This window comes from Tepidimonas aquatica (genome assembly GCF_007556585.1).
Classification (GTDB): domain Bacteria; phylum Pseudomonadota; class Gammaproteobacteria; order Burkholderiales; family Burkholderiaceae_C; genus Tepidimonas; species Tepidimonas aquatica.
This window is the reverse complement of the sequence record NZ_VJNA01000016.1, coordinates 35327-60073: the sequence shown is the minus strand read 5'-3', so window position 1 is coordinate 60073 and position 24747 is coordinate 35327. Positions and strand designations below refer to the sequence as shown.

The window sequence follows — 24747 nt, the reverse complement described above, 5'->3', positions numbered from 1 at the left end:
GATTGTCAAGATCTTGCAATCTGACGACGCTTGCGGCACACTTGCGCCCTTGTTTTTAGGGTTTACCCCAAGGCGAACGAACGGTGCTGAGGACATGGCTGCGCCCGCTGCGTGGTTGGTGGGTGGTGCTGGGGCTGTGGCTGGGGGTGTGTGCGCTGGCGCTGGCGCGCGGTCCCCTGGGCGACGGCGTGGCGCTGACCGAGCTGCCGCCCGAGGCGCGCCAAGTCATGCAGCTGATTCGCCAGGGTGGACCCTTCCCGTATGAGAAAGACGGTACGGTGTTTGCCAACCGTGAACGATTGCTGCCGCCGGCCAAGCGCGGGTACTACCGTGAATACACGGTGCCGACGCCTGGCCTCAAGCACCGCGGTGCGCGGCGCATCGTTTGCGGCGGGTGGACGCCCACGGTGCCCGATGCCTGCTACTACACGGCCGACCACTATGCGAGCTTTCGCCGCATCGTGCCGTGAAGCGGCGGGCCCAGGCGCTGGTTCGCGTTGCCCTGAACTTTTGTAGCCATCATCCGACGCCCATCATGGAACAGCCGCTGCGCAACGTGCGACCCAACATCGTCCAGTCGATCCGCGCCTTCACGGTCAAAGACCTGCAGGCGGCCGCCGAGACGCTGGGCCACCACTTCCTGTACGCCAACCTGGCCACGGCGCTCAACAAGCAAGATATCCTGGAGCTGATCTCGACGCAGTTCCAGCTGCCGCCGCACAACGGCAAAAACCTCGACGCGCTGTACGACTGCCTGACCGACACGGTGTACAAGTCGGGCCCGCAAACGGGGTTTGTGTGTGTGTTGGAGCACATCCCCACCAGCCCCAAGTTCGACAAGGAAGCGCGCGAGCAGCTGCTCGATGTGTTTCGCGACGTGGCCGACTTCTGGGCCGAGCGCAAGGTGCCGTTTCGGTGCTTTTACTCGTTCTCGGTGGCGCGCGCGCCGCGCCCGGCCGATCTGGAACAAGCCGACGAGCCGTTGCTGACCGACAAGCTGGTCGACGTCAGCCCGCAGGCGCTGCGCATGAGCAGCCCGTTCAACGCCGGCTACTGGCTCAGCGCCGCCTGAGCCAGGCTACAGCGCCTGCGCCAGCGCCACGTAGTCCTGCACCGGGACTTCCTCGGCGCGGCGCTGCAGGTCGAACGTGCCGCCGTAGCCCTGCTCGGCCAGCCATGGCCCCAGGGTGTGGCGCAGCAGCTTGCGCCGCTGCGAAAACGCCACCTTGACCAGCGCTTCCAGCCGGGCTGCGTCCAGCGGTGCCGGCGCCGGGTACGGCTCCATGCGCACCACGGCACTGTCCACGCGCGGCGGCGGTGTGAAGGCGCTGGGGGGCACGTGCAGCACGTGCTCCATCGCATAGCGCCACTGCAGCATCACGCTCAGCCGTCCGTAGGCGGCCGTGCAGGGCGCCGCCACCATGCGGTCGACCACTTCTTTTTGCAGCATGAAATGCTGGTCCTGCACCTGAGGCGCCCAGCGCAGCAGGTGAAACAGGATGGGGGTGGAAATGTTGTAGGGCAGGTTGCCCACCACGCGCAGCCGCCGGGGGGCGCAGCGCTGGGCCAGGGCGCCAAAGTCCACTGTCAGCACGTCGGCTTGCACCACCTCCAGCCCGGCTTGCTGGCGCAGCCGCGCCGCCAGGTCACGGTCCAGTTCGACCACGGTCAGGCGCTGCAGCCGCTCCAGCAGCGGTTGCGTCAGTGCGCCCAAGCCCGGGCCAATCTCGACCACGCAGTCGCCCTGCTCCGGGTCGATGGCGCGCACGATGGCGTCGATGATGGCCGGATCGCTGAGGAAGTGCTGGCCAAAGCGCTTGCGCGCGCGGTGGCCATCCAGCGTGGCGGGGTCGGGTCGGACGGGGCTCACTGCGGCGGCTCGCGGTATTCGACGTAGGTGCGCGCGCGCGCCTCGCGCACCAGCTCGGCCAGCGCTTCGTCGGCTTTGCGTTGACGCAGCAGCGCGCGCACGGCGTCGCGCAGCTCGCGCGCGCTGCGCGGCACGTCGCGGCGTTGCAGCACCTCGATCAGGTGCACGCCAAAGCGCGACACCACCGGCTCCGACACCTGGCCCGGCGCCAGCGCGTCCATCGCTTGTTCGAACTCCGGCACGAACAGGCCCGGCGTGGCCCACCCCAGCCGCCCGCCGTCGCGGGCACTGGCGTCCTGGCTGGTCTGGCGCGCGGCGTCTTCGAAGCTGATTTGGCCGGCCACGATGCGCTGGCGCAGCGCGCGTAGCTGCTCGACGGCGGCTTGGCGCTGCGCATCGTTGTCGGCGCGCAGCAGGATGTGGCGCACCTCGGTCTGCGTCACCGTGGGCTCGGGCAGGTCGACATGGCGTTGTGTCAGCACCTTCAGCACGTGCCAGCCGGCGCCGCTGCGCAGTGGTCCCACAATGCTGCCCGCGGGCTGGGCGCGCACGGCGTCCCAAAACAGCGTCGGGTAGCGGTCGGCGGTGCGCAGCCCAAGCCGTCCGCCCTGGGTTGCCTCGGGCGCGCGCGAATACTGGCGCGCCAGCGCCGCGAAGTCCTCACCGGCACGGGCGCGGCGCGCCACGTCGTCGGCCTGTTGCTGGGCCTGGGCCTGTTGCGCGGCAGAGGCGTTTTCCGGCACGGGAATGAACACCTGTGCCAACTCCAGCGCCACCTGGGCGGGGTTGGTGGGGTGTTCACGCTCGCGCAACCAGGCGTCGATGTCGCCCTCGCTGACGCGCGCGCGCGCCTCCTCGCGTTCGCGCAGGCGCTGCAGCGTCAGCTCGTCACGGAGGTTGGCGCGAAAGCTGGCCAGCGTCAAGCCGGCGCTGGGCAGGCGCTGGTGCAGCTGCTCGACGCTGAGGCCGTTGCGGCGCGCCACTTCCGCTTCGGCGGCATCGACCTCGGCGTCGCTGACGCGCACGCCTTGCTCCTGCGCCACCTGCAGCAGCGCGCGCTCGTCGATCAGGCGCTCCAGCACTTCGCGCGCCAGGCTGGCTCGGGCGCTGCTCGGGGCGTCAGCCGGCACCTCGATGCGCGCCAGCCGCGCACGCACCTCGCTGGCGGTGATGGGCTGCCCACCCACCAGCGCCACGATGTGGTCCAGGCTGGTCGAGGCGTTTGTGGACCCGGGGCGCGCGCCCAACGGCTGCGCCGCGGCCCCCGTGCCGCCCAGCGCCAGGGCGATGGTCAGCAGCGTGGCCGCTGCATGCAAGGTGCGGTTTGGTTTATTCATAGCGTTGGAAGCGGCTGGGCGGATCGACGTCTTCGCGCAGGTACTGGTAGCGCGGGATGTGCTGGCGCAGCGCCTGCAGCGGGTTGCTGCCCAGGCGCGAAAAGCCCGAAAGCTCCAGTTGAAACAGGATGCGCTGGTTGGCGCGGCTGGCGCTTTGCTGCAGCCGCTCCAGCACGATGCGGCCAATCCAGCAGCCGGCATCGTATTCGAAGCCGGCCACCAGGTCGACGACGCGCCGCTCCAGCAGGCTGTAGTTGACGCGGCCGACGCCATACCAGCGCCCCGGCCCCAGGGCTTGGCCGGGCACGGCGCTGGGCATGGGGCCGCCCGGCGCCACCAGGGGCCACTGCCAGGCGATGTCGAGCAAGCGGCTGCGCGCGCCCGTGGTTTCGTTGTTGCGGTACGCGACGTTGAGCACGCGGTACGCCCCGGGCTGGTAGCGCGCCGACAGCACCGTACGCACCGAGGTGTGCTGCTCGGTGTTGAACTGCCAGGTGCCGGTGAACGACCACTGGCGGTCCCAATGCAGCGTGGAGCCGATCAGGATGTCGCTGCGCCCGGTGGCCAGCGCCGTCTCGTTGGGCAGCGTGACGCGCTGCTCGCGCAGCCGCACGCGCTGCGCCACGCCCAGACTGGCCAGCTCGGCCCCGCTGTCTTGCGCGTACAGCCGCGTGGTGATGCCGTAGGTGACGGTGCGCGCATCGGCGATGCGGTCGTTGCCCGCGTAGGGGTTGGGGGCGTAGATGGTGGCCAGGTTGAAGTCGTAGGCCGCGCTGTCGTACACCGGCAGCAGGCGCTGGTCACGGTACGGCGTGGCCGCCAGCAGGATGCGCGGCTCCAGCGTTTGCGCCAGTGCCCGCCCGCCCCAGGTGGTGGCGCGCTCAAACACCAAGCCGGCGTCCAGCGCAGCGGTCGGCAGCACCACGCTGGCGCTGCGCCGGCCGTCGCCCAGCGCTTGTTCGAAGCGGTAGTGGCGTGCGTGCAGCTGCACGCTGGGCTCGACAAACCAGCCCGGCGTCTCCCAGCGGCGACTCAGACGCAGCACGCCCAGCGTGCGCGTGCCGTTGACGTCGCTGCGTTGTTCGCCGGCCGACACGCCGTCCCACACCACGGGGGTGCGGTCGGTGCGAAACTGCGTCAGCTCGGCGTCGGTGCTCAGGCGCCAGCCCTCCAGCGCACCACCCCAGGGTGCCGGGCGCCAGCGCAGCGCCAGCGACGGCACGCGGTCGTACGGTGCCACGATGGTCTCGGCCGGGATGTTGACGATGCTGGGCGCGGCCCCCAGCGTTTGCCAGCGCTGCGCCAGCAGGCTGTAGCTCCAGTCGCCCTGCCCGCCGCTGAGCACCGCTTCGTTGGCCAGCAGGCGCTGCGACAGGTTGGTGATGACGCTGGTGCGCGGAAAGTCGCGCCAGTAGTCGTCGTCGCTGACGCGGTTGAGGTTGAGCCGCAAGCCCGCCCCGGGCAACCAGTTCAGCCCAGCCAGCGCTTGCTGATGCTGCACCGCGTAAGCCCAGCGGTCCATGCTGCGCAGCCCGTCGTTGGGCATGTAGGCCGCGCGCAGATGCCCGCTGTAGGTAGGCTCCAAGTAGCGATACTCGCCGCCCAGGTCCAGGCCGCGGCGTGTCATCAGCGTCGGGTACAGCGTGGCGTCGCGGTTGGGCGCGAGGTTGAGGTAATACGGTACCGTGGTTTCAAAACCGCTTTGGTTGTCCAGGTTCAGCGTCGGCGGCAGCCAGCCGCTTTTGCGCGCGTCGGACAGCGGAAAGCTCAGCCGGGGGGCTGCGAGCAACGGCACCCCTTGGAACTCGAGGCGGCCGCCACGCGCTTCGCCGGTGTCGCTGGCCATGTCCAGCCGCACCTCGTCGGCGGTCACCGCCCACGCCGGCTGCCACGGGCCGCTGGCCGGGCGGGGGCAGGTGCTGTAGCGCACCCGATGGGCGACCGAGCGGTGCTCGTCGAGGAAGTCGACGCGCGCGGCCTCACCCTGCCCGCCGGTGCGTCCGAGCTCAAAGCGCACGTCGTCGAAGCGGCCCTCGAACGTGTCGAGCTTGAGCTGCAGCCGCGTGCCTTCGTACACGTTGCCCAGGCGCACCACGCGCACGTGCCCCTGCGCGATCGCGGTGTCGTCGGCGCTGGTGTGGCTGAGCGTGTCGGCGCGCAGCACCAGGTCGTGGCGGCGCAACACGGCCCCGCCTTCGACGTCGAGGCGCTCATCCACACGGCCCGCGATGCGCGCGCCCTCCACGGTGACGGGCAGCCGGGCGCGCAGCGCCGCGGGCAGCTCCTGCAGCGTCAACGACGGTTGCAGCACCAACCCCTGGGCCGGGGCCAGCGCCGGCGCCGCCCCCAGCAGCGCCACCAGCACCGCCAGCGGGCGGCGCACGGCGGCAGGGGCCGGGCCACAGGGGGTGTGGGGTTGGGGCGCAAGGCGCATGGCAGACGCGGACGGCACGGGCGTTCGTAGAATCGCAGTGATTATCCATGAGCCCCACAACCATGCCGACTGAACCTGCTGCCGCGCCTGCCGTTCCTGCCCCCGTCGCCTGGGCCGACCCGGCGCGTGCCGCCGCCTTCGACGCCTGGCTGCAGTCGGTGGCCGAACCCCACGGCCTGCAGCCGGCCACGCTGCGCCTGGCCAGCGCCGACGCCAGCTTTCGGCGTTACCTGCGCGTCGAGCGCGCGCCCACGCACGGCGGGGGCTCACTCATCATCATGGACGCGCCGCCCGCGCAGGAGGACTGTCGTCCCTTTGTGCGGGTGGCGGGGTTGATGCGCGAGGCCGGGGTGCGTGCGCCGCGGGTGCTGGCCTGGGACGAGGCGCACGGCTTCATGCTGCTGACCGACCTGGGCACGGGCACGTTGCTGCACGCGCTCGACCCGCAGCAGCCGCAGGCGGCGCTGCCGTACTTCAAGGATGCCATCGCGGCGCTGCTGGCCTGGCAGCGCGCCACCCGGCCGCAGGTGCTGCCGCCCTATGACGAGGCGCTGTTGCGTCGCGAGCTGGCGCTCTTCCCCGACTGGTACTTGGCGCGCCACAAGGGCGTGGCGCTGTCGGCGGTGCAGCAGCAAACCCTGCACGAGGCGTTCGACCTGATCGTGCGCCGGGTGCTGGCGCAGCCCACTGTGTGGGTGCATCGCGACTTCATGCCGCGCAACCTGATGCTGCCCGACGGCGGCTTCGACCCCAGCCACCCCGAGGGGCGACTGGGGGTGCTGGACTTTCAGGACGCGGTGCATGGCCCCCTGACCTACGACATCGCCAGCCTGATGCGCGACGCCTTCCTGTCGTGGGAGGAGGAGGTGGTGTTGGACGTCACGATCCGCTACTGGGACGCGGCGCGCCGCGCCGGGCTCCTGGAGCACGAGGACTGGTCGTACGACTTTGGGGCCTTTTACCGTGCGGTGGAGTGGATGGGGCTGCAGCGCCACCTCAAGGTCGCGGGCATCTTCGCGCGGCTGACGCTGCGCGACGGCAAGCCGCAGTACCTGGCGGACGCGCCGCGCTTCATCGGCTACATCCGTCACACCGCGGCGCGCTACCGCGAGCTGGCGCCGCTGCTCAAGCTCATCGACGCTGTCGAGGGCATCGAGACCACCACGGCCTACTCGTTCGGGCGCGCGCTCTGACGCGGTGGCCATGGACGCGCCCCGCATTCACCACCCACAGCCGCTGCAGGCCGGCCAAACCGTGGTGCTGCCGCCTGCGGCCAGCCGCCACGTGCAGGTGCTGCGCCTGCAGCCGGGCGACGCGTTGACGCTGTTTGGCGACCCGCTGCACGGCGGTCAGTGGCGCGCCACCATCACCGCCATCGGGCGGCGCGACGTCACCGTGCAGGTGCAGGCGCACGAAGCGGTGCAGCGCGAGCCCGCGCGTGCCGTGCACCTGGCCGTGGGCATGCCCGCCAACGAGCGCATGGATTGGCTGGTCGAAAAGGCCACCGAACTGGGCGTGGCCAGCGTCCAGCCGTTGCTGACCCAGCGCAGCGTGTTGCGCTTGAGCGGCGAGCGCGCCGACAAAAAGATCGCGCACTGGCAAGCGGTGGCGGTGGCCGCCTGCGAACAATGCGGTGGCAACCGGGTACCCCTGGTGCAGCCGGTGCGCGCCTTGGCCGACTGGCTGGCCGACCCGGTGCGCACCGGTCTCGGTAGGGGGTTGTGGCTGTCGCTGCAACCGGACGTTCCCACCCTGGCCCGGTGGGCGGCGATGTACCCCGGGCCGTGCCACGTCGTGCTCGGGCCGGAGGGCGGGCTTGCCCCGGACGAAGAAGCGACGCTGGCCCACGCCGGTCTGCAGCCGGTGAGCCTGGGCGCGCGGGTGTTGCGCACCGAGACGGCGGCGCTGGCGGCGTTGACCGTGCTTACGCTTGCCCCGTGAGCACGACGGGAGTTCGCACCGACACGTCGGTGTGCACGGCCTCCAGGGGCAAACGTCGCCCGGCGGCGTGGTCTTCAATGCAGCGCAGCACCAGCGCGCTGCGGTGGCGCGCGCGGCTGGCACGCACCTCGTCCAACGTCATCCACACGGTGCGCACGATGCCTTCGTCCAGCGCGCGCCCGGGCACCGCGTCGTCCACCGTGCCGACGAAGGCCAGGCGCACGTAGGTGATGTCCTCGCCCGTGGCGGGGCGGCACAGACGCGACAGGTACACGCCCAACAACGCCGTGGGCGTGAACGGATGGGCGGTTTCTTCCAGCACCTCGCGCACGCACGCCTGCACGGGGTCCTCGCCCTGCTCCAGATGCCCGGCGGGGTTGTTCAGGCGCAACCCCTCTGGCGTGTGCTCTTCGATCAGCAGGTAGCGCCCCTCGCGCTCGATGATCGCGGCCACGGTGACGTTGGCTTGGAAGCGTTGGTTCGGCATGAGGCGCATTATCGCGGTGGTGCCGTTGCGCGCCGGCGTCGCCTAACGGCACAATATCAAGAATCACTTATCGTGGCATCACCACGGGCGCAGCCGTTTGCGGGTAATCCCGAGGGTCATGTGTCGGGCGGGCGATGGCGTGTCGCGCGCTTTGCCGCTAACCTGTAGGGCTGCGCGACAACCACACCCAACCCCAAGCGAGGAGAACACCCATGCGCATAGGCGTGCCCGCCGAAACGGCGGCGCTGGAAACCCGGGTGGCCGTGACCCCCGAAACCGCCAAAAAGCTGGTGGCGCAAGGCCACTACGTGCTGGTGCAAACGGGCGCCGGCGTGGCCTCCAGTGCGCCCGACGAGGCCTACCGCGCCGTCGGGGCCGAGATCGTCGATGCGGCCACGGCGCTCGGCGCCGAGTTGGTGCTCAAGGTGCGTGCGCCGGCCGTGGACGAGCTGGCGCAGATGAAGGCTGGCGCGACGCTGATCGGCATGCTCAACCCTTTTGATGTCGAGGGGCTGCAGCGTCTGGCCGCGGCCGGGTTGACCGCGTTCGCGCTGGAGGCGGCGCCGCGCACCACGCGCGCGCAGAGCATGGACGTGCTGTCGAGCCAAGCCAACATCGCCGGCTACAAGGCGGTGATGCTGGCGGCCAACCATTACCAGCGCCTCTTTCCGATGCTGATGACGGCCGCGGGCACTATCAAAGCCGCGCGCGTCGTGGTGCTGGGTGTGGGCGTGGCGGGCTTGCAGGCCATTGCCACGGCCAAGCGGCTGGGCGCGGTCATCGAGGCCTCCGACGTGCGCCCTGCCGTCAAGGAACAGGTGGAGAGCCTGGGGGCCAAATTCATCGATGTGCCCTACGAAACCGACGAGGAGCGGGAATGCGCCCAAGGCGTGGGCGGCTACGCCCGCCCCATGCCCGAGAGCTGGCTGCAGCGCCAGCGCGCCGAGGTGGCCAAACGCGTGGCCCAGGCCGACGTCGTCATCACCACCGCGCTGATTCCCGGCCGCCCCGCGCCAACGCTGGTCACCGAGGAGATGGTGCGCAGCATGAAGCCCGGCTCGGTCATCGTGGACCTGGCCGCCGGGCGCGGGCCGCTGGGGCCGCATGGCCAGCCCGGTGGCAACTGCCCGCTGACCGTGCCCGACCAGGTGGTCAGCGCGCACGGGGTGACCATCATTGGCCACACCAACCTGCCCGCGATGGTGGCCGCCGACGCCTCGGCGCTGTACGCGCGCAACGTGCTGGACTTTCTCAAGCTCATCGTCACCAAGGAAGGGCAGCTGCAGCTCAACCTGGACGATGACATCGTGGCCGCCTGCTTGGTGACGCACGCGGGCGAGCTGCGCCGCCGCACCTGATGGCCCTGCCTGGAGAACGCCAATGGAAGCTGTATCCCCGATCCTGTACAACGTGATCATCTTTGTGTTGGCCATCTACGTGGGCTACCACGTCGTGTGGAACGTCACGCCGGCGCTGCACACGCCGCTGATGGCGGTGACCAACGCCATCTCGGCCATCGTCATCGTGGGCGCGATGTTGGCCGCGGCGCTGACCGAAACCGGCCTGGGCAAGGCCATGGGCGTGTTGGCGGTGGCGTTGGCCGCCGTCAACGTCTTTGGCGGCTTTTTGGTTACGCGCCGCATGCTCGAAATGTTCAAGAAGAAAGAGCGCAAACCCGCCGCGGCCGAGCAAGGAGAGCGCGCATGAGCATGAACCTGGTGGTCCTGTTGTACCTGGTGGCCAGCGTCTGTTTCATCCAGGCGCTCAAGGGCTTGAGCCACCCGACGACCTCGATCCGCGGCAACCTCTTTGGCATGGTCGGTATGGCCATCGCCATCCTCACCACGGCGGCGCTGATCGTGGAGCTGTCGGGCGGTGGTGCCCAAGGCATGGTGTGGGTGCTGCTGGGTTTGCTGGCTGGCGGCAGCGCCGGCGCCGTCATGGCCAAGCGCGTCGAAATGACCAAGATGCCCGAGCTCGTGGCCTTCATGCACAGCATGGTGGGCCTGGCGGCGGTGTTCATCGCCATCGCCGCCGCCACCGAGCCGTACGCCTTCGGCATCGTGCAGCGTGGTGCCGATGGCAGCGTGCCGCCCATCCCGCTGGGCAACAAGGTCGAGCTGTTTTTGGGCGCGGCCATCGGCGCCATCACCTTCAGCGGCTCGGTGATCGCGTTTGGCAAGCTGTCCGGCAAGTACAAGTTCCGGCTGTTTCAGGGCGCGCCGGTGGTGTTTGCCGGCCAGCACCTGCTCAACCTGGTGCTGGGGCTGGCCACCGTGGCGCTGGGCATTGCCTACGCCGTCACCGAAAGCGCGTCGGCGTTTTACCTGATGCTGGCGCTCAGCTTCGTGCTGGGGGTGCTGATCATCATTCCGATCGGCGGCGCCGACATGCCGGTGGTGGTGTCGATGCTCAACAGCTACTCAGGCTGGGCGGCGGCGGGCATCGGCTTTAGCCTCAACAACCCGATGCTGATCATCGCCGGCTCGCTGGTGGGCTCGTCGGGCGCGATCCTCAGCTACATCATGTGCAAGGCGATGAACCGCTCGTTCATCAACGTCATTCTCGGCGGCTTTGGGGCCGACCCGGCCGCGGCGCAGGGCACGCAGCAGCAGCGCACGGTGCGCACCGGCAGCCCGGACGACGTCGCCTTCATCCTGTCCAACGCCGAAAGCGTCATCATCGTGCCCGGCTACGGGCTGGCGGTGGCGCGCGCGCAGCACGCCGTCAAAGAGCTGGCGCAAAAGCTCACCGACAAAGGCATCGGCGTCAAGTACGCCATCCACCCGGTGGCCGGACGCATGCCGGGGCACATGAACGTGCTGCTGGCCGAGGCCGAGGTGCCGTACGACCAGGTGTTCGAGATGGAAGATATCAACCCCGAGTTCGGGCAAACCGACGTCGCCATCATCCTGGGCGCCAACGACGTCGTCAACCCGGCCGCGCTGCAAAAGGGTAGCCCCATCTACGGCATGCCGATCCTGGAGGCCTACAAGGCGCGCACCGTCATCGTCAACAAGCGCTCGATGGCCACCGGCTACGCCGGGCTGGACAACGAGCTGTTCTACATGGACAAGACGATGATGGTGTTTGGCGACGCCAAGAAAGTGGTCGAGGACATCGTCAAGGCCATCGAGTGACCTTGTCCCTGTTTCGTGGCGTTCTTAACCCCCGGCTCAGACGGCATTTTGCGCTGCGCCTCGTACCAGCGTTGCTCGAACTGCATCGGGCTGAGATAGCCCAGCGACGAATGCAGCCGGCGGTGATTGTAAAAAGCCACCCAGTCCAGTACCGCCAGCCGGGCCTGCTCACGGGTAGCAAACTTGTGCCCGTGAGGGTATTCCGGTTCATCGTGACCGATTTCGGCCCTGACCGGAATGACCGGTCACGATGGGCTGGAATACCCACCATGGCAACGGCACCTTCGGCTCGTGGCTGCTGCGGCTGACCAAAACCGATGTGCTGCTGCTCGACGCCTGGGGCATGACCGCGCAGGCGCCAAGGCCACCCTCATCACCAGTCAGCAGCCGATCGAGCACTGGCACGCCTGGCTCGGCGACGCCACCATTGCCGACGCCATCCTGGACCGCTTGATGCAACACCACCACCGCTCCACCCTCAGCGGCGAGTCGCTGCGTCAGAGCAAGAGAACCCCGAGAAAGGAGAAGAACGCCCCCTCATCGTGACCGCCCCTCCTGCAAATACATCAGGGGCGACAACCTAGAACCCCTTCCGAATGAATGGTACGGCTCGAGGGGGCAGGTCACCGGGACCGGGGGGCCTTGGAGCGTGATGGGTTCCCAGAACTCGCCTTGACCTCCTCCAGGCTACTTGAGCGAGAGCAGGGCCTGCCCAGAGGCAGGCTCAGGGTGAACAGGGCGCCGCCCTCCGGGGCGTTGGCAGCCTCCAGTCGGCCACCGTGTTTTTCCACTAAGCCGTAGCTGATGGTCAGCCCCAGGCCTGTGCCCTTGCCGACGGGCTTGGTGGTGAAGAAGGGTTCGAAGATGTGGGGTAGGTTTTCTGGCGGGATGCCCGGGCCGTTGTCCCGGAAGCGGATGACCACGCTGTCGCCGGCCCGCTCCGCTCTAATCTCCAGACGCGGCTTGGCCATCTCCGCGGTGGCGTCGCAGGCGTTCTGCACCAAGTTCATCACCACCTGCTGGATCTGGCCCGACGAACCCATTACGTTAATGTGCTTGGGCAGGTCCAGGTCCACCTGAAAGCGCTCAGGCGAGGCTTTGCGCACCCAGTTCACGGAACGCTCGATGACCTCTGTCAGGTTGAAGGGCCGGGCCGGGTCCCGGTCCAACACTGAGAAGCGCTTCAGGTTGTCGACGATGTCCCGGGTGCGCTCCGCGCCCTCAATGGTGCCGTCCATGAGGGATGGTAGGTCCTCCAGGATGTGGTCGATGCGCAGTTGGTTCCGCAGTCGGGCCAGTTCGTCCTTGTTGTGTTTGCCGTGCAGCAGGCGGATGTATTGACCCAGGCGCTCGACATAGCGCCGCAGTGCATGCACGTTACCCAGTACGAAACTGATGGGGTTGTTGAGCTCGTGGGCCACGCCCGCCACCAGCCGGCCCAGGGACGCCATCTTCTCCGAGTGCAGCAGTTGCTGCTGGGTGCGTTTCAGGTCCTCGTGGGCTTCGTGCAGGGCCTGGTAAGCCCGGCGCAGTTCTCCCAGGGGGCGGCCAGTTAACACCATGCCCAGCGGGGCACCCTGGTGGTTATGGCGCGGCATGCAGTTGAAGGACACGGCCACGGGCACGTTGTCCGCGCCCAGGAGCTCCAGTTCACAATCCGCCAGGCCCTGCAGGCCTCGGGTGGCGAAGGAAAGGCGCGCTGCCGAACGTGTGGCCGTGTCCGGGAATAGGTCGAACAGGAAAGTGCCTACCAGTTCCGCCTCGGATTTGCCGGTGAAGTCGATGAGGGCCTGGTTTACCACCTCGATGCGGCCTTCCCGGTCGCACACCAGCAGCAGGTCCGACATGGAGGACAGCACCGACAGCACGAAGCGCTGGGACTCCTCCAGGGCGGCGTTCTTTTCCTCCAGGGCCACTTCGTACTTCAGCAGGTCGCTGTAGACCTCGTCCATCTTATGGATGACCTCGATCCAGACCTCCTCGTCATAGGTGGGGGAGGGCAGGGTGTCCGGGTCCAGGGAAGGTTTGGCGACGCCCATGGTTTTAATCTAACAGGCCGTTGAAAAACTGCTGCGGTAGGCCATCTGCGGCGTTGCGCGGTGCTCGCTCCCTCGCCTATCTGTTTGATATGTCTCGGTCGCTGTGCTCCGTGCGCCTTGCATCTGGCCATCCTCGCGACGTTTTTCAACGGCCTGCTAATGGACTGTGCACACCATGCAGGGATCGAAGGACCGGACAACATGCTGCACTAGCAGGGGTGGATCCTCCGTCTCAGGGGCGGGGAGTCCGGCCAGGGCCTGCTCCAGGGCCCCGGGCGTGCCCTGATGGTCCCGGGGGGAGAAGTTCCAGGTGGTGGGGGCGATGATCTGGTAATTCGCGATGCGACCGTGCTTCACCACGAGCCAGTGACCCAGGGCGCCACGGGCCGCCTCCACTAGGCCCTTTGCCGTACCTTCGTCCGGCAGGCGGGCGTGGTGGCACCAGGGGGCCTTGGGTTCCAGTTGCCTGGCCCAGGCTTCCATGCGGGGCAGCACCAGGGCCAGTTCCAGCAACCGGGCCAGCACCCGGGCGGTGACGCTGCCTCCGTGGGTCCTTACCAGCTCGCGAATGACTGGATGACCCGCCACCATCTGCCGGGCCAGGGCGCCGGTTTCGGCCACGCAGCCGGAGTAGCGGGGCGCCTTGCACCAGGTATAGGCCCCGGGTTTGTCCGGCAAGGGCAGGGTCTGGCCCTGGGCTGGTGTGCGGGCGTCCCCCGCTAGCCAGGCATGGCTAAGGTCCTCCACGATGGCACCGGGTTCGAGGGGGTGGGCCTGGCCACCCTGCCACAGCCCGGAGGCGAACAGGTGGCCATCGTCCTCCTCGTAGGCACCGTAGCTGAGGAATACGTCCGTTGCCCGGCCGGCCTTTTCCAGGCCCAGGTCCTCGGCCACTTCCAGGAAGATGGCCAAGTCGCCATGCCTGTTCTTTCGCCACTCGGTTAGATCGGGAAGGCTGGCGAGGCCAGCTACGCTTTCCAGGCTGTCGTCGAACACGTGTAGCTCTAGGAAGCGGCGAAAGGCTCGTAGCAGGGTCGTGAGCTGCAGGCATTCCGCCTGTTCCAGGGGTTTGGCAGTGCCGCCGGGCTGCAGGCTCAGCGTATGGGGCCATTTGCCCGCCATGATGCCCATGAGGTGCATGAATGCCGCCCGGGCGGGCAGGACGTCCGCCGTGGCCGTGCCGCTGGTCGCCTTGAAGCGCTGTGCTACCCGCTCGAACCAGGGCCGGGTGGCATAGGCGTCCCGAGCGAAGTCCGGCATGAAGAATAGATAGAAGTGGCTCAGGTGGTCCGCCAGGTTCTCGCAGGCACTCACCAGGTTGAGGGCTAAGCGGCCGTTGTCCGACAAGGTCAGGCCGGAGAGTTCCCGCAGGGCTGCTGCCGCCGCCGTGCTCTGGGCCACGGAACATATACCGCAGATGCGGGGCACGATGACCAGGGCATCCGCCGGTGCCTTGCCTGCCAGCATGGGCTCAAAGCCCCGGTAGAGGGTGGAGTTTACGTAGGCGGCACTTATCCGACCGTCTTCCACCTCCAGGCGTACCTCCAGATCGCCTTCGACACGGTTGAAGGGACCGATCAGGCGGGTGGTCATGAAGGTCTCCGGTTGGGAATGGACGTGTCACTGGAATCCGCCCTAATCCGCCTTTTGCAAAGGAGGGTTAGGAGGATTTGAGTTTGCATGAAATCCGTCCAGGCATCTCCGCTTCCATCACTTCAGTCTAGTCTTTTTCACCGCCGGGGTCACAACCACATGTTCGGAGGTGGCGTTCTCCCGCACCCGCTTGGGGCTGGCGGACTTGGACAGGGTGGCCAGGGCTACGAACCAGGCCTTGGGCATGTCGCTGGGCAGGCCAATAGGAATGCCCGCCACCTTGGGGGTCTCGGTGAAAGGATGGCCTGGTTCCTCGAAACGTGGTTCTGTACAGGAGATGCACGGATAGCCGCCCCGCAGACAGGAGCCGCTGCCGTTCCACAGACGGGTGTTGCAGTCGGCGTGGGCCTGAGTGCCCTTGCAACCCATGTTTTCCATCATGCAGCCCAAGTCCCCGGCCTTCTCGGCGCTCGCCTTGAACTCGTAATACTCGTTGCGGGGGCAGCCGTGGTGTACCAGATGGTCGGCGAAGAAGCGGGGTCGGTGCAGGGCATCCAGATCGCTTTCCGTCAGCCGACCCAGGGAGATGGCCAGCAGGGTGTCCAGCACCCAGCCGGGGTGGGTGGGGCAGCCCGCCACATTCACCACCGGCAGGCCGGCGCCGGCACGGAAGCTAGAGGGCAACAGTCCCCCGGGGTGTTCGCCATGGAATTGCAGGCCGGTGGCGCCCACGCTGGGGCCGGTGATGCCGGCGCTGGTGATACCCCCGTAGGCGGCGCAGGTACCCACCGCCAGCACATGGGCGGCTCGGGTGGCCAGGGCCTCGACCCAGGCCATCATGGGCTTGCCCGTACCCGACAGCATGTGGAAACGGCCGGTGCCCGAGGGGCCCGTCATCACCGAGCCTTCCAGACAGAGGATGTCCAGGCGTTTCCGGCCTTCGGCGCAGGCGCGAATGATGTCCAGGGCTTCGCCGCCGCTGGCCTCGGACAGGCTGGGGTGCCAAAGCAGGTGGATGCCCGCGTCCGTCAGGCGGTCCATGAGGGCCGGTTGTTCAGCGTTGAGCAGGGACATGGTGCAGCCACCACAGCCGCCGGACTGGAGCCAGAGGAGGTTGAGTTCAGGCATCGGGGTCTCCATCCATTTCCCTGGGGCGCCCGCGCCGGCCCAGGGGCCGGGTCACCCCCAAGCGGTCCAGCTTGTTGCGCAGGCCCAGGCGGGTGAGGCCCAGTTCCGCCGCAGCCCGGGACAGGTTGCCCCTGTGGCGGGCCATGGCCTGGCGCAGGGCCTCGGCCTCCACCGCCTTCACCCGGCTGCGCAGGTCGTCCGACTGACCCTTGGGGGTCGGGCCGCTAAGGCCGTATGCCAAGGTCTCCATGCCCAGAAGGGGTCCGTCCGACATCACCAGCATGCGGCGGATCTCGTTTTGCAACTCCCGCACGTTGCCGGGCCAGGGGCGGGCTACCAGGTGATCCAACAACTCCGGGGTGAAACCCGTGGCCTTGCAGCCCAGTTCTTTCGCCGCTTGGGTGAGGATGGCCTGGGCCAGCAGGGGGATGTCCATGGGCCGTTCCCGCAAGGGTGGGACCCACATGGGTATCGTGGCCAGGCGGTAATACAGGTCTTCCCGAAAGCGCCCGGCCCGCACTTCTTCCGTCAGATCCCGATTGGTGGCGGCGATGACGCGAACGTCCACGGACTGGACCCGGTTACTGCCCAAGGGGCGGAATTCGCCTTCCTGCAGCACCCGCAGCAGCTTTACCTGGAAGGCCGGGGAGGTTTCGCCGATCTCGTCCAGGAACAGGGTGCCACCGTGGGCCAGCTGGAACAAGCCCACCCGGTTGTCGATGGCCCCGGTGTAGGCCCCCTTGCGATGGCCGAAGAGTTCGGATTCCAGCAGGGTGTCCGGCAGGGCGCCGCAGTTCTGCACCACGAAGGCCTGGTCGGCGCGGCCGCTGGCGTAGTGGATGGCCCGTGCCAGCAATTCCTTGCCGGTACCGGATTCGCCCATCAGCAGGACGGATACGTCGTGACGTGCCACCTTGGCGATCTGCTCGCACAGGGACTGCATGGGGCTGTCCGGGGCCCGCACGATGCGTTCCAGGCTGAAGGCCTCCTTCACCCGGGCCCGGTTGGCCTCCACGTGCCTGCGTAGCACCGGCTCGGCGGCCCTCAGTTCCGCCGCCAGCAGGCAGTTCTCCTGCTGCAGGCGATGCAACTCAGCGGCCCGCTTCAGGGTCAGCAGCAGCTGTTCCGGATGCCAAGGCTTGAGCAAGTACTGGTAGATACCCACCTCGTTGATGGCGGCGATGATATCCTCGCTGTCCGTGTAGCCGGAGATGATGATACGTACCGTGTCAGGCCACTCCTGGCGCACTTGGCGCAGGAACTCCACGCCGCTGACTTCTGGCATGCGCTGGTCCGTGAGCAGGATGTCGATGGCTTCCCGCTCCATGACGGCCCGGGCTTCGGCGGCGTTGGAGGCGGTGAAAACCCGGAAGTCTTCCTCCAGGGTCCGGCGCAGGGCTTCCTGGGAACGAACCTCGTCGTCGACGACCAGGACGGTGGCCAGGAGGGACGCGCTCATGGGTCAGGCCTCTCAACATCAACGGATGGCGTGTTCGCGGGAGGACTCCCTTCCGTCATCCCTTTTCCAAAGGGAGGGGCCCTTCGACCGAGGCCCGTGGCACCCTTCCCTTTGCAAAAGGGGGTTGCGGGATTTGAGAGGCGCGCCATCACCATTCGCCGTCTCCCGGTACCACCCACCCCAATTCCCGGTGCTTCGCCAGGTGCCGGGGGGTCCAAGAGTGGGGGGTCTTGTTCACGAAGTGATAGCGGGCCACGTGGTAGCTGGGGTCGAAGCCGTAGAAGTTGCGCTTCATGTGGGCCAGTTCCTCAGCCCGGTATTGAGCCAGGGGCTTGGTGGCTTCCTCCGTCGCCCGCTTGGCGCGTTTCTCTGCAAGATACGCTAGGAGCCCAGGCGTATCGGCCAGGGCCGCGGCGCGGCGCCGGACTTCCGCTTGGAAGCTCGCTACCGTGTCGCCGAAGCAGGCTTCGATAAAGCCTATATCCTCCGCCTCCAGGGCGCCTAGGGGCAGGCGCCGAGCCATGATGCGCCGAGCGGCCTCTTCCCCCACCCGCTTGGGCAGGAGGTAGGTCCAGTATTCCGAGCCGTAGAGGTTGCCCATGTTCTTGTAGTGGGGGTTGAGGATGACGCCTTTACGTGCCCAGACGCAGTCCGCAGCTAGGGCCAGAAAAGCACCTCCCGCCCCGGCGTTGCCCTGGAGGGCAGCCACCGTGTAGTGTGTGGTGGTCTCGATCACCGCCTGGCACAGGTCGTCCATGGCCTCAATGTTGTACCAGGATTCATCCGCCGGGCTGTACGCCGCTTCGATGCGGTTCAAGTCCAGGCCGTTGCTGAAGAAGTCCGGCCCCCCCATGAGCACGATAACCCGGGTGGGCCGCTGCCGCGCGACTTCGTAGGCAGCCAGCAGACGCCGACATGCGCCGGTGCCCATAGCGCCGTTGTAGAAGTCGAAGTGGAGATAGCCCACGCCGTTGACTTCCTCGTAGCGTATGTCGGGGTCGGCGTCGGCATCCAATTCCACCAACGCTTCCACCTCCTTAAACGCCGATGTCACCGGCAACTTGATGCCTCCCGCCCGCTTCACATGGCCGATGCGCACCGCGCCATCCACGGTGGCCCGCACCACGCCCTCACCGTTGCGGCCCAACACCTCCCCCGGCGTGCCTCGGGCGGGGAAGGGACGGGCGTTGAATAGGTGACAGGGGTGGCCGAATAGCTCGTCCTTTACCCCAGGAAAACCATCGGACGCGTTGAGCTTGGCCATCACCCGATCCGTGGTGTCCCGGGTCCAGTCGATGGCCCGGTCGGTCTGCTGCATGAGGGCATGCATGGGACGCGGGGGCAGGGCTTGAGGCCGCCACTTGCCGGCCCGGTAATCCGGCAGCCGCTCCAGGGCTGTATTGACCACCCGTACCGCCGCCTCGGTCACCTCGTTGCGGTAGAGGCTGGTTTTCTTCGCCGCACGCATGGGAAAGGTTTCGCTGGCCCAAACAGGGCCCGCGTCCATCTCCGCTTCTGCCTGGAGTAGGGTCACGCCCCATGTCTGCACGCTCTTCAGGATAGCCCAGTCGAGGGCCGAGGGGCCCCTATCCCCCACGATACCCGGATGCAGCACAAGGCACAGGTGGTTTCGCCAGATGGCCTCCGGGATGGCCCGGCGCAGGTAGGGTGCCAGGATCAGGTGGGGTCGGAACAGCCCCACCGCCTCGATGGTGACGCTGCGGTTGATGTCGAACTCGACGGAGACCTCATGGCCCAGACGGGTGAGTTCCACGAACAGGCGCTGGGTCAGGCTGTTGAAGGCGTGGGTGAGGAAGAGAATCCGCATGGTCAGGTTGTACCTTCGTCGCGTATGGAGACGTCGCTGAATCCCTCCTGTCATCCCTTTTCCAAAGGGAGGAGCCATTCGTTCGGCGCTGTCGTTACTCCCCCTTTTGCAATAGGAGGGCTGGGTGGGTTTCAGTGGCTATGGCTTGTTGTACGGCCCCGAGTATCATCTTCACCACTGCGGTCTCCACAAAGCCTGCCGGTCATCGAATCTCATGACGTGGATGCTCTGGGCGTTCAGCCAGGTATCCCGCTGCCTAACAGGCCGTTGAAAAACTGCTGCGGTAGGCCATCTGCGGCGCTGCGCGGTGCTCGCACCCTCGCCTATCTGTTTGATAGGCTTCGGTCGCTGTGCTCCGTGCGCCTTGCATCTGGCCATCCTCGCGACGTTTTTCAACGGCCTGCTAGGGGGGATTAGAGTTCTTTCACACACTCAGCAAATCCTCGGCAACTGCTCACCACTTAGCCAGTCCACCATCCGCCGTCCGCCGAATCGGGTCTTCATCTGCACGAAACAGTTGGGGTCTTCCACCACCTTGCCAATGAGGGCAGCGGCCTGACCCTGAGGGTGAGCGCGCATCGCGGCCAGAAGCCTGTCCGCGTCCTCGGCGGCGCAAATGGCGACGAGCTTGCCTTCGTTGGCGATGTTGAGGGGATCCAGGCCCAGCAGTTCGCAGGCGGCGTCCACCTCCGGCTTGATGGGAATGGCCGCCTCGTCAAGGTGGATGCCCACACCCGATTGGTGGGCGATTTCGTTGAGGGTGGCGGCCAGACCGCCCCGAGTGGGGTCGCGCATGACCCGGATGGCAGCCCCCGAGGCCAGCATGGCGGCGGTCAGGCCGTTCAGGGCCGCCGTGTCCGAGAGGATGGGCGCATCGAAGGAGAGGTTCTCCCGCTTGCTTAGGATGGCCACGCCATGATCCCCTAGGGTGCCGGACAACAGTACCGCATCCCCGGGCCGGGCCAGGTCACCGGACAGGTGCACACCCTCGGGAAGGAAGCCCACCCCGGTGGTGGTGATGAATACCCCGTCTCCCTTGCCTTGTTCCACCACCTTGGTGTCGCCGGCTACGAGCTTCACGCCCGCTGCTTTCGCCGCCCTGGCCATGGATTCCACGATGCGAGCCAGGCTCTCGAGGGGAAAACCTTCCTCGAGGATGAAGCCGGCGGTGAGGTACAGGGGCGTGGCCCCCATGACCGCCACGTCGTTCACCGTGCCATGGACCGAAAGGCAGCCGATGTCGCCGCCGGGGAAGAAGAGGGGCGAAACCACATGGCTGTCGGTGGACACCACCATGCGGCCGGTGCAGGGGGGCAGGCAGGTACCGTCGTTGCCCTGGGCCAGATATTCATTGCCTAGGTGGTTGGCGAATAGATCGGTGATGAGTTGCACCATGGCCCGGCCGCCGCCGCCGTGGCTCATGTCCACGCGGCCGTGCTTGATGTCCAGGGGGCGGACATAACCCTTTTTCACTTGGCCGATCATGGGGTCAGTCCTGAAGTGGCCATTGCCGGTCGGTGGAGTTCCTCCTGCCCTCCCTTTGGAAAAGGAAGGGCCGCTCCGGTAGAGGGCGGCACGTTTTCCACCCCCCGTTGCGAGGGGGCTGGGGGGATTTCAGTGACGAATCCATCATGCACACCGTCATGCCGTCGTCTCCATATCCTTGTATCGCCCATAGGTGTAGTGAGCCGAGCAGGCGCCCTCCGAGGACACCATGCAGCTACCCATGGGATTCTCGGGCGTGCACACGGTGCCGAAGATTTTGCAGTCCGTGGGCTTCTTCACCCCCCGGAGTATGGCGCCACACTCGCAGGCCTTGTTGTCGGGCACCGGCTGGTACTCCAGGTGGAAGCGCCGTTCGGCGTCGAAGTCAGCAAAGCCTTCCCGGATCTTCAGGGCGGAGTAGGGCACCTCCCCCAGGCCCCGCCATTCGAAGCTGCGGCGCAACTCGAACACCTCGGACACTAGGTTCTGGGCCTTGGTGTTGCCTTCCGGGGTCACCGCCCGGGTGAATTCGTTCTCCACCTCGGCGCGGCCCTCGTTCACCTGGCGCACCAGCATGAGGATAGCCTGCATGACGTCCAGGGGCTCGAAGCCCGCAATGACTACGGGTTTGCGGTATTCCTCGGCAAAAAACGCGTAAGGTCGGCTGCCAATCACCGTGGAGACGTGGGCTGGGCCGATGAAGCCGTCGATGGGTACGGTTCCCAGCTCCCGCGCCTGCTGCGATTCCAGGATGTTCATGATGGCCGACGGCGTGAGCACGTGACAGCACAGCACGCTGAAGTTCTTCAGACCCTCCGCCTGGGCTTGCTTGATAGCCACCGCCGTGGGCGGGGTGGTGGTCTCGAAGCCAATGGCAAAGAACACCACCTCCTTGTCCGGATGGTCTCGGGCGATCTTCAGGGCATCGGTTACCGCGTAGACCATGCGTATGTCACCCCCCTGTGCTTTCGCCTTCATCAGGGAGAGACCGCCAGAGGCTGGGATGCGCAGGGTGTCTGCGTAGGTGCAGAGGATGACGTCGTGCTCCAGGGCCAGCTTGATGGCCAGGTCGATGCGGCCGATGGGCAGCACGCACACAGGGCAGCCGGGACCGTGAATCATGCGCACGTTGGGGGGTAGCAGGTCCGGCACCCCATATCGGGAGATGGCATGGGTGTGGCCACCGCAGAACTCCATGAAGTTATAACGGCGGTCGTCGCGGACCTCGGCGGCGATGGCAGCTGCCAAGCCTTTGGCGACTTTCCCATCACGAAACTCGTCGACGTATTTCATGGTAGTATTACTGTTTCTTCGCGGGCAGGGCCCAGATGATCAATGCATGGATTCCCGTCCGTGCGGGAATGGCGGAGTGGTTATTGATATCGCCTCCGGTGTCAGCCCCGCCTCAGCCATCAAGGCCAGGGTTTTCTCCGCCTCTTCCGGGTCCAAGCGTGTGAGAGCATAGCCCACGTGGACGATGACGTAGTCGCCTACCTGTACGTCCTCCACCAGGGCCAGGGAGACGTCCTTGCGCACGCCGCCCAGGTCCACGATGGCCTGGTCTTTTTCTGCGATTTCCACCACGCGGGCGGGGATGGCGAGACACATGAAGAATTTCCTTTCGCTGCCGGTTAAGGATCGCTCCGCGTCCCCTTCAGCTGACGATTGTTGAGTGAACTAATTGCAACCCAGGCCTGGCCCAGGCTCAACCCTCCGTCGTTCGGGGGTATCTGTCGGGCCTCCAGAACCCGCAGGCCTTGGCTTGTCAGATGGTTGGCCAAGTGGCGGGACAGGATGTGGTTGAGGAAGCAGCCTCCCCCCAGGGTCACGGTGTCCAGACTCTGTTGTTCCGCGGCCTGTAGCGTCCAGTCCGCCAGGGCGCGGGCCAGGGTGGCGTGGAACAGGGCAGCACCGCGTCGCGCATCGGTTTCGTCGGCCAGGCGGGCCAGTAGGGGCAGCAGATCTAGCTTGCCATCGGCATGGAGCACGTAGGCGTCGGTCAACGGAGACACGTCTCCAGCTTCCTCAGCCAGGCCTTCCAGCAGCATGGCCGCCTGGCCTTCGAAGGTCATTACGTTACGCACTCCCAACAATCCGGCCGCCGCGTCGAACCAGCGGCCCAGGCTGGTGGTGGGGGGGCAGTGGAGGTTGTGCTCAAGCATCACGCGGAGCTGCCGGGCCACGGGCTGGGCGGTGAAACGGCGGGGAATGTCGTCGGCACGGCCCAGCAGGAACAGGGCCGCGGCCGCCATGCGCCACGGTTCCTTGGCCGCCTTGTCGCCGCCGGGCATGGGCAGGGGGGTGAGGTGGCCCAGGCGGGTGAATGCAGCGCCGTCCACGCGTAACAACTCACCGCCCCAGGACGTGTGGTCGGAACCCAGGCCCACGCCGTCCAGGGCCAGGCCCAACAAAGGCCGTTCCACGCCGTGCTCCGCCGCCACGGCGGCGATGTGGGCGTGGTGGTGCTGCACGGCGATGGTGGGCAAACCCCAGGCATCCGCCAGTTCCAAGGCATAGTGGCTGCTGAAGAAGTCCGGGTGCAGGTCGTGGGCCACGGCCTCCGGTCTCACCTGCAGGATGTGGAGGAGGTGTTCCGTGACTTCCTGGAGCATGTTGCAGGTGGCGGGGTTGTCCAGGCCGCCGATATGCTGGGAGACGAAGGCATCGTTCCCCCGGGTCACGCAAAGAGTGTTCTTGAGGTGGCTTCCGAGGGCCAGCACCGACGGACCGCAGCGGGAAAGTCGAATGGCCCGAGGTGTGTAGCCCCGGGCGCGGCGTATGAACTGGGGCCCGTTGTTGGCGCTCATACGCACCACGCTGTCATCGCAACGTACGACGATGTCCCGATCGTGGAGCAGCACGGCATCAGCGATGTTGCCCAGGCGGTCGATGGCCTCGTCGTTGTGGCTCACCAGGGGTTCGCCCCCCGGGTTGGCACTGGTCATCACCAACATCAGGCCCTGGGGATGGTGTATCCATTCCGTACCAGCGGGCCGACCCGCCGCCTCGTGGAAGATCAGCCACTGCAAGGGCGCGTAGGGCAGCATCACCCCCAACCAGGCCAGGCCCGGGGCGATGCCGGGCAAGGCGGCGTCGGCTCCGCATTTCTTGCGCAGCAGAACGATGGGCCGCTCACGGCAAGTGAGCAGGGCCTGTTCGGCCTCGCTCATCTCCACCCACTCGGCCAGGGAAGCCGGATTGGCCGCCATGACGGCGAAGGGCTTCTCATCCCGCTGCTTGCGTGCCCGCAGTCGCTGTACGGCCTCGGCATTGCGAGCATCGCAGGCTAGGTGAAAGCCCCCTAGGCCCTTGATGGCGACGATTTGGCCTGCCTGTAAAAGTTGAATGGTTGCGGTGATGGGGTCGTCACACGGAATGGCGTTTCCCCGGACATCCACCAGAGCCAAACGAGGGCCGCACACCGGACAGGCCGTGGGTTCTGCGTGAAAGCGCCGGTCGGCGGGGTTACGGTATTCCTTCTCGCAGTCCGGACACAGCGGAAAGGGTGCCATGCTGGTCTGGGCCCGGTCGTAGGGCAGGCACCGGGTGAGGGTGTAGCGGGGGCCGCAGTTGGTGCAGTTGATGAAGGCGTAGCGCCAGCGTCGGTCGGCAGGGTCGAACATCTCTGTCAGACAGTCGAGGCACACCGCCGTGTCGTGGCCGATCATGGTGCTGGCCCGGCCGGCGCCGCTTTCGGTGATGACAAACCCTGTGTGTTCCCCGCTGTGGGGCGCGTCGTCCCAACTCAGTTCCCGCACCCGCGCCAGGGGCGGGATTTCCACGGGCAGGCGGCGGGTAAAGGCCTCAATGCGGTGGCGCTCGCCCTCCACCAGGATCTCCACCCCGGCAGCGTCGTTGCGAACCCATCCGGACAGGTTTAGTTCCATGGCCAGGCGCCAGACGTAGGGACGGAAACCTACGCCCTGGACGATGCCGGTGACGCGCAGGCGGCGTCGGAGAAACAAGCTGGAAGATTGCCTAGTGACCTCGGCGTTATGGTTCATCT

General features: G+C 67.0%; 19 protein-coding genes and 3 pseudogenes. 8 read left to right on the top strand and 14 right to left on the bottom strand.

All coding sequences use genetic code 11. The annotated features are described in order from the left end of the window. The first annotated feature begins 128 nt into the window (after positions 1 to 128). Both Taqua_RS13220 and Taqua_RS07660 read left to right on the top strand, forming a co-directional pair. Positions 129 to 470 (top strand): guanyl-specific ribonuclease, encoded by a 342-nt coding sequence (locus Taqua_RS13220; RefSeq protein ID WP_246094657.1) that lies wholly within the window; start codon positions 129 to 131, stop codon positions 468 to 470. Between the two features lie 65 nt (positions 471 to 535). After that, positions 536 to 931 (top strand): annotated as a pseudogene (locus Taqua_RS07660) (barstar family protein); the annotation flags it as partial. Between the two features lie 147 nt (positions 932 to 1078). On the opposite strand, the gene rsmA reads toward Taqua_RS07660, so the two are convergent. Genes rsmA through Taqua_RS07645 form a run of 3 tightly spaced genes read right to left on the bottom strand, consistent with a single transcriptional unit; the run spans position 1079 to position 5641 of the window. After that, complete coding sequence (gene rsmA / locus Taqua_RS07655) at positions 1079 to 1870, bottom strand: 16S rRNA (adenine(1518)-N(6)/adenine(1519)-N(6))-dimethyltransferase RsmA (protein ID WP_246094655.1); 792 nt, start codon at positions 1868 to 1870, stop codon at positions 1079 to 1081. Beyond that, on the bottom strand, positions 1867 to 3207 hold the full coding sequence (locus tag Taqua_RS07650) for a peptidylprolyl isomerase (RefSeq protein ID WP_144326124.1): 1341 nt from the start codon (positions 3205 to 3207) through the stop codon (positions 1867 to 1869). The genes rsmA and Taqua_RS07650 overlap by 4 nt, the downstream gene beginning before the upstream one ends. Continuing rightward, positions 3200 to 5641, bottom strand: a complete 2442-nt coding sequence (locus Taqua_RS07645; protein ID WP_144326123.1) for an LPS-assembly protein LptD — start codon at positions 5639 to 5641, stop codon at positions 3200 to 3202. Before Taqua_RS07645 ends, Taqua_RS07650 begins: the two co-directional genes overlap by 8 nt. Before the next feature lie 62 nt (positions 5642 to 5703). Between Taqua_RS07645 and Taqua_RS07640 the strand changes: the two genes are divergently transcribed. Both Taqua_RS07640 and Taqua_RS07635 read left to right on the top strand, forming a co-directional pair. Next, positions 5704 to 6834: an aminoglycoside phosphotransferase family protein gene (locus Taqua_RS07640; RefSeq protein WP_246094654.1), complete on the top strand. Its 1131-nt coding sequence runs from the start codon at positions 5704 to 5706 to the stop codon at positions 6832 to 6834. Between the two features lie 10 nt (positions 6835 to 6844). Next, positions 6845 to 7582, top strand: coding sequence for a 16S rRNA (uracil(1498)-N(3))-methyltransferase (locus tag Taqua_RS07635; protein ID WP_144326121.1), 738 nt, complete (start codon positions 6845 to 6847; stop codon positions 7580 to 7582). On the opposite strand, the gene Taqua_RS07630 is transcribed toward Taqua_RS07635, so the two are convergent. Then, positions 7566 to 8069, bottom strand: a complete 504-nt coding sequence (locus tag Taqua_RS07630; RefSeq protein WP_144326120.1) for an NUDIX hydrolase — start codon at positions 8067 to 8069, stop codon at positions 7566 to 7568. The genes Taqua_RS07635 and Taqua_RS07630 overlap by 17 nt on opposite strands. Positions 8070 to 8281: 212 nt before the next feature. Between Taqua_RS07630 and Taqua_RS07625 the strand changes: the two genes are divergently transcribed. Genes Taqua_RS07625 through Taqua_RS07615 form a run of 3 tightly spaced genes read left to right on the top strand, consistent with a single transcriptional unit; the run spans position 8282 to position 11209 of the window. Then, positions 8282 to 9427, top strand: coding sequence for a Re/Si-specific NAD(P)(+) transhydrogenase subunit alpha (locus Taqua_RS07625; RefSeq protein WP_144326119.1), 1146 nt, complete (start codon positions 8282 to 8284; stop codon positions 9425 to 9427). 22 nt (positions 9428 to 9449) lie between these two features. After that, positions 9450 to 9776: an NAD(P) transhydrogenase subunit alpha part 2 gene (locus Taqua_RS07620; protein ID WP_132963199.1), complete on the top strand. Its 327-nt coding sequence runs from the start codon at positions 9450 to 9452 to the stop codon at positions 9774 to 9776. Next, positions 9773 to 11209: an NAD(P)(+) transhydrogenase (Re/Si-specific) subunit beta gene (locus Taqua_RS07615; RefSeq protein ID WP_144326118.1), complete on the top strand. Its 1437-nt coding sequence runs from the start codon at positions 9773 to 9775 to the stop codon at positions 11207 to 11209. The genes Taqua_RS07620 and Taqua_RS07615 overlap by 4 nt, the downstream gene beginning before the upstream one ends. 47 nt (positions 11210 to 11256) lie before the next feature. On the opposite strand, the pseudogene Taqua_RS07610 reads toward Taqua_RS07615, so the two are convergent. Then, positions 11257 to 11403 (bottom strand): annotated as a pseudogene (locus Taqua_RS07610) (IS3 family transposase); the annotation flags it as partial. 74 nt (positions 11404 to 11477) lie between these two features. Here Taqua_RS07610 and Taqua_RS07605 point away from each other — a divergent pair. Continuing rightward, positions 11478 to 11755, top strand: a pseudogene (locus Taqua_RS07605) (ATP-binding protein); the annotation flags it as partial. 77 nt (positions 11756 to 11832) lie between these two features. On the opposite strand, the gene Taqua_RS07600 reads toward Taqua_RS07605, so the two are convergent. The 9 genes from Taqua_RS07600 to hypF form a co-directional block, all read right to left on the bottom strand. Beyond that, the gene (locus Taqua_RS07600; protein WP_144326117.1) at positions 11833 to 13248 is read right to left on the bottom strand and encodes a sensor histidine kinase; all 1416 of its coding nucleotides are present in this window, start codon (positions 13246 to 13248) and stop codon (positions 11833 to 11835) included. A gap of 156 nt (positions 13249 to 13404) precedes the next feature. Then, the gene (locus tag Taqua_RS07595) at positions 13405 to 14841 is read right to left on the bottom strand and encodes a nickel-dependent hydrogenase large subunit (RefSeq protein ID WP_144326116.1); all 1437 of its coding nucleotides are present in this window, start codon (positions 14839 to 14841) and stop codon (positions 13405 to 13407) included. Between the two features lie 117 nt (positions 14842 to 14958). Beyond that, complete coding sequence (locus Taqua_RS07590; protein ID WP_246094652.1) at positions 14959 to 15969, bottom strand: NADH-quinone oxidoreductase subunit B family protein; 1011 nt, start codon at positions 15967 to 15969, stop codon at positions 14959 to 14961. Continuing rightward, positions 15962 to 17428 (bottom strand): sigma-54-dependent transcriptional regulator, encoded by a 1467-nt coding sequence (locus Taqua_RS07585; RefSeq protein WP_144326114.1) that lies wholly within the window; start codon positions 17426 to 17428, stop codon positions 15962 to 15964. The genes Taqua_RS07590 and Taqua_RS07585 overlap by 8 nt, the downstream gene beginning before the upstream one ends. A gap of 148 nt (positions 17429 to 17576) precedes the next feature. Continuing rightward, complete coding sequence (locus Taqua_RS07580) at positions 17577 to 19256, bottom strand: enoyl-CoA hydratase-related protein (RefSeq protein ID WP_144326113.1); 1680 nt, start codon at positions 19254 to 19256, stop codon at positions 17577 to 17579. 432 nt (positions 19257 to 19688) lie between these two features. Then, positions 19689 to 20741, bottom strand: a complete 1053-nt coding sequence (gene hypE, locus Taqua_RS07575; RefSeq protein ID WP_144326112.1) for a hydrogenase expression/formation protein HypE — start codon at positions 20739 to 20741, stop codon at positions 19689 to 19691. A gap of 156 nt (positions 20742 to 20897) precedes the next feature. Continuing rightward, positions 20898 to 22034 carry a hydrogenase formation protein HypD gene (gene hypD / locus Taqua_RS07570; RefSeq protein WP_144326111.1) on the bottom strand — a complete coding sequence of 379 codons (1137 nt, stop codon included), beginning with the start codon at positions 22032 to 22034 and terminating at the stop codon, positions 20898 to 20900. 39 nt (positions 22035 to 22073) lie between these two features. After that, the gene (locus Taqua_RS07565; RefSeq protein ID WP_144326110.1) at positions 22074 to 22349 is read right to left on the bottom strand and encodes a HypC/HybG/HupF family hydrogenase formation chaperone; all 276 of its coding nucleotides are present in this window, start codon (positions 22347 to 22349) and stop codon (positions 22074 to 22076) included. Between the two features lie 23 nt (positions 22350 to 22372). Continuing rightward, complete coding sequence (hypF, locus tag Taqua_RS07560) at positions 22373 to 24745, bottom strand: carbamoyltransferase HypF (RefSeq protein ID WP_144326109.1); 2373 nt, start codon at positions 24743 to 24745, stop codon at positions 22373 to 22375. Positions 24746 to 24747 lie beyond the last annotated feature (2 nt).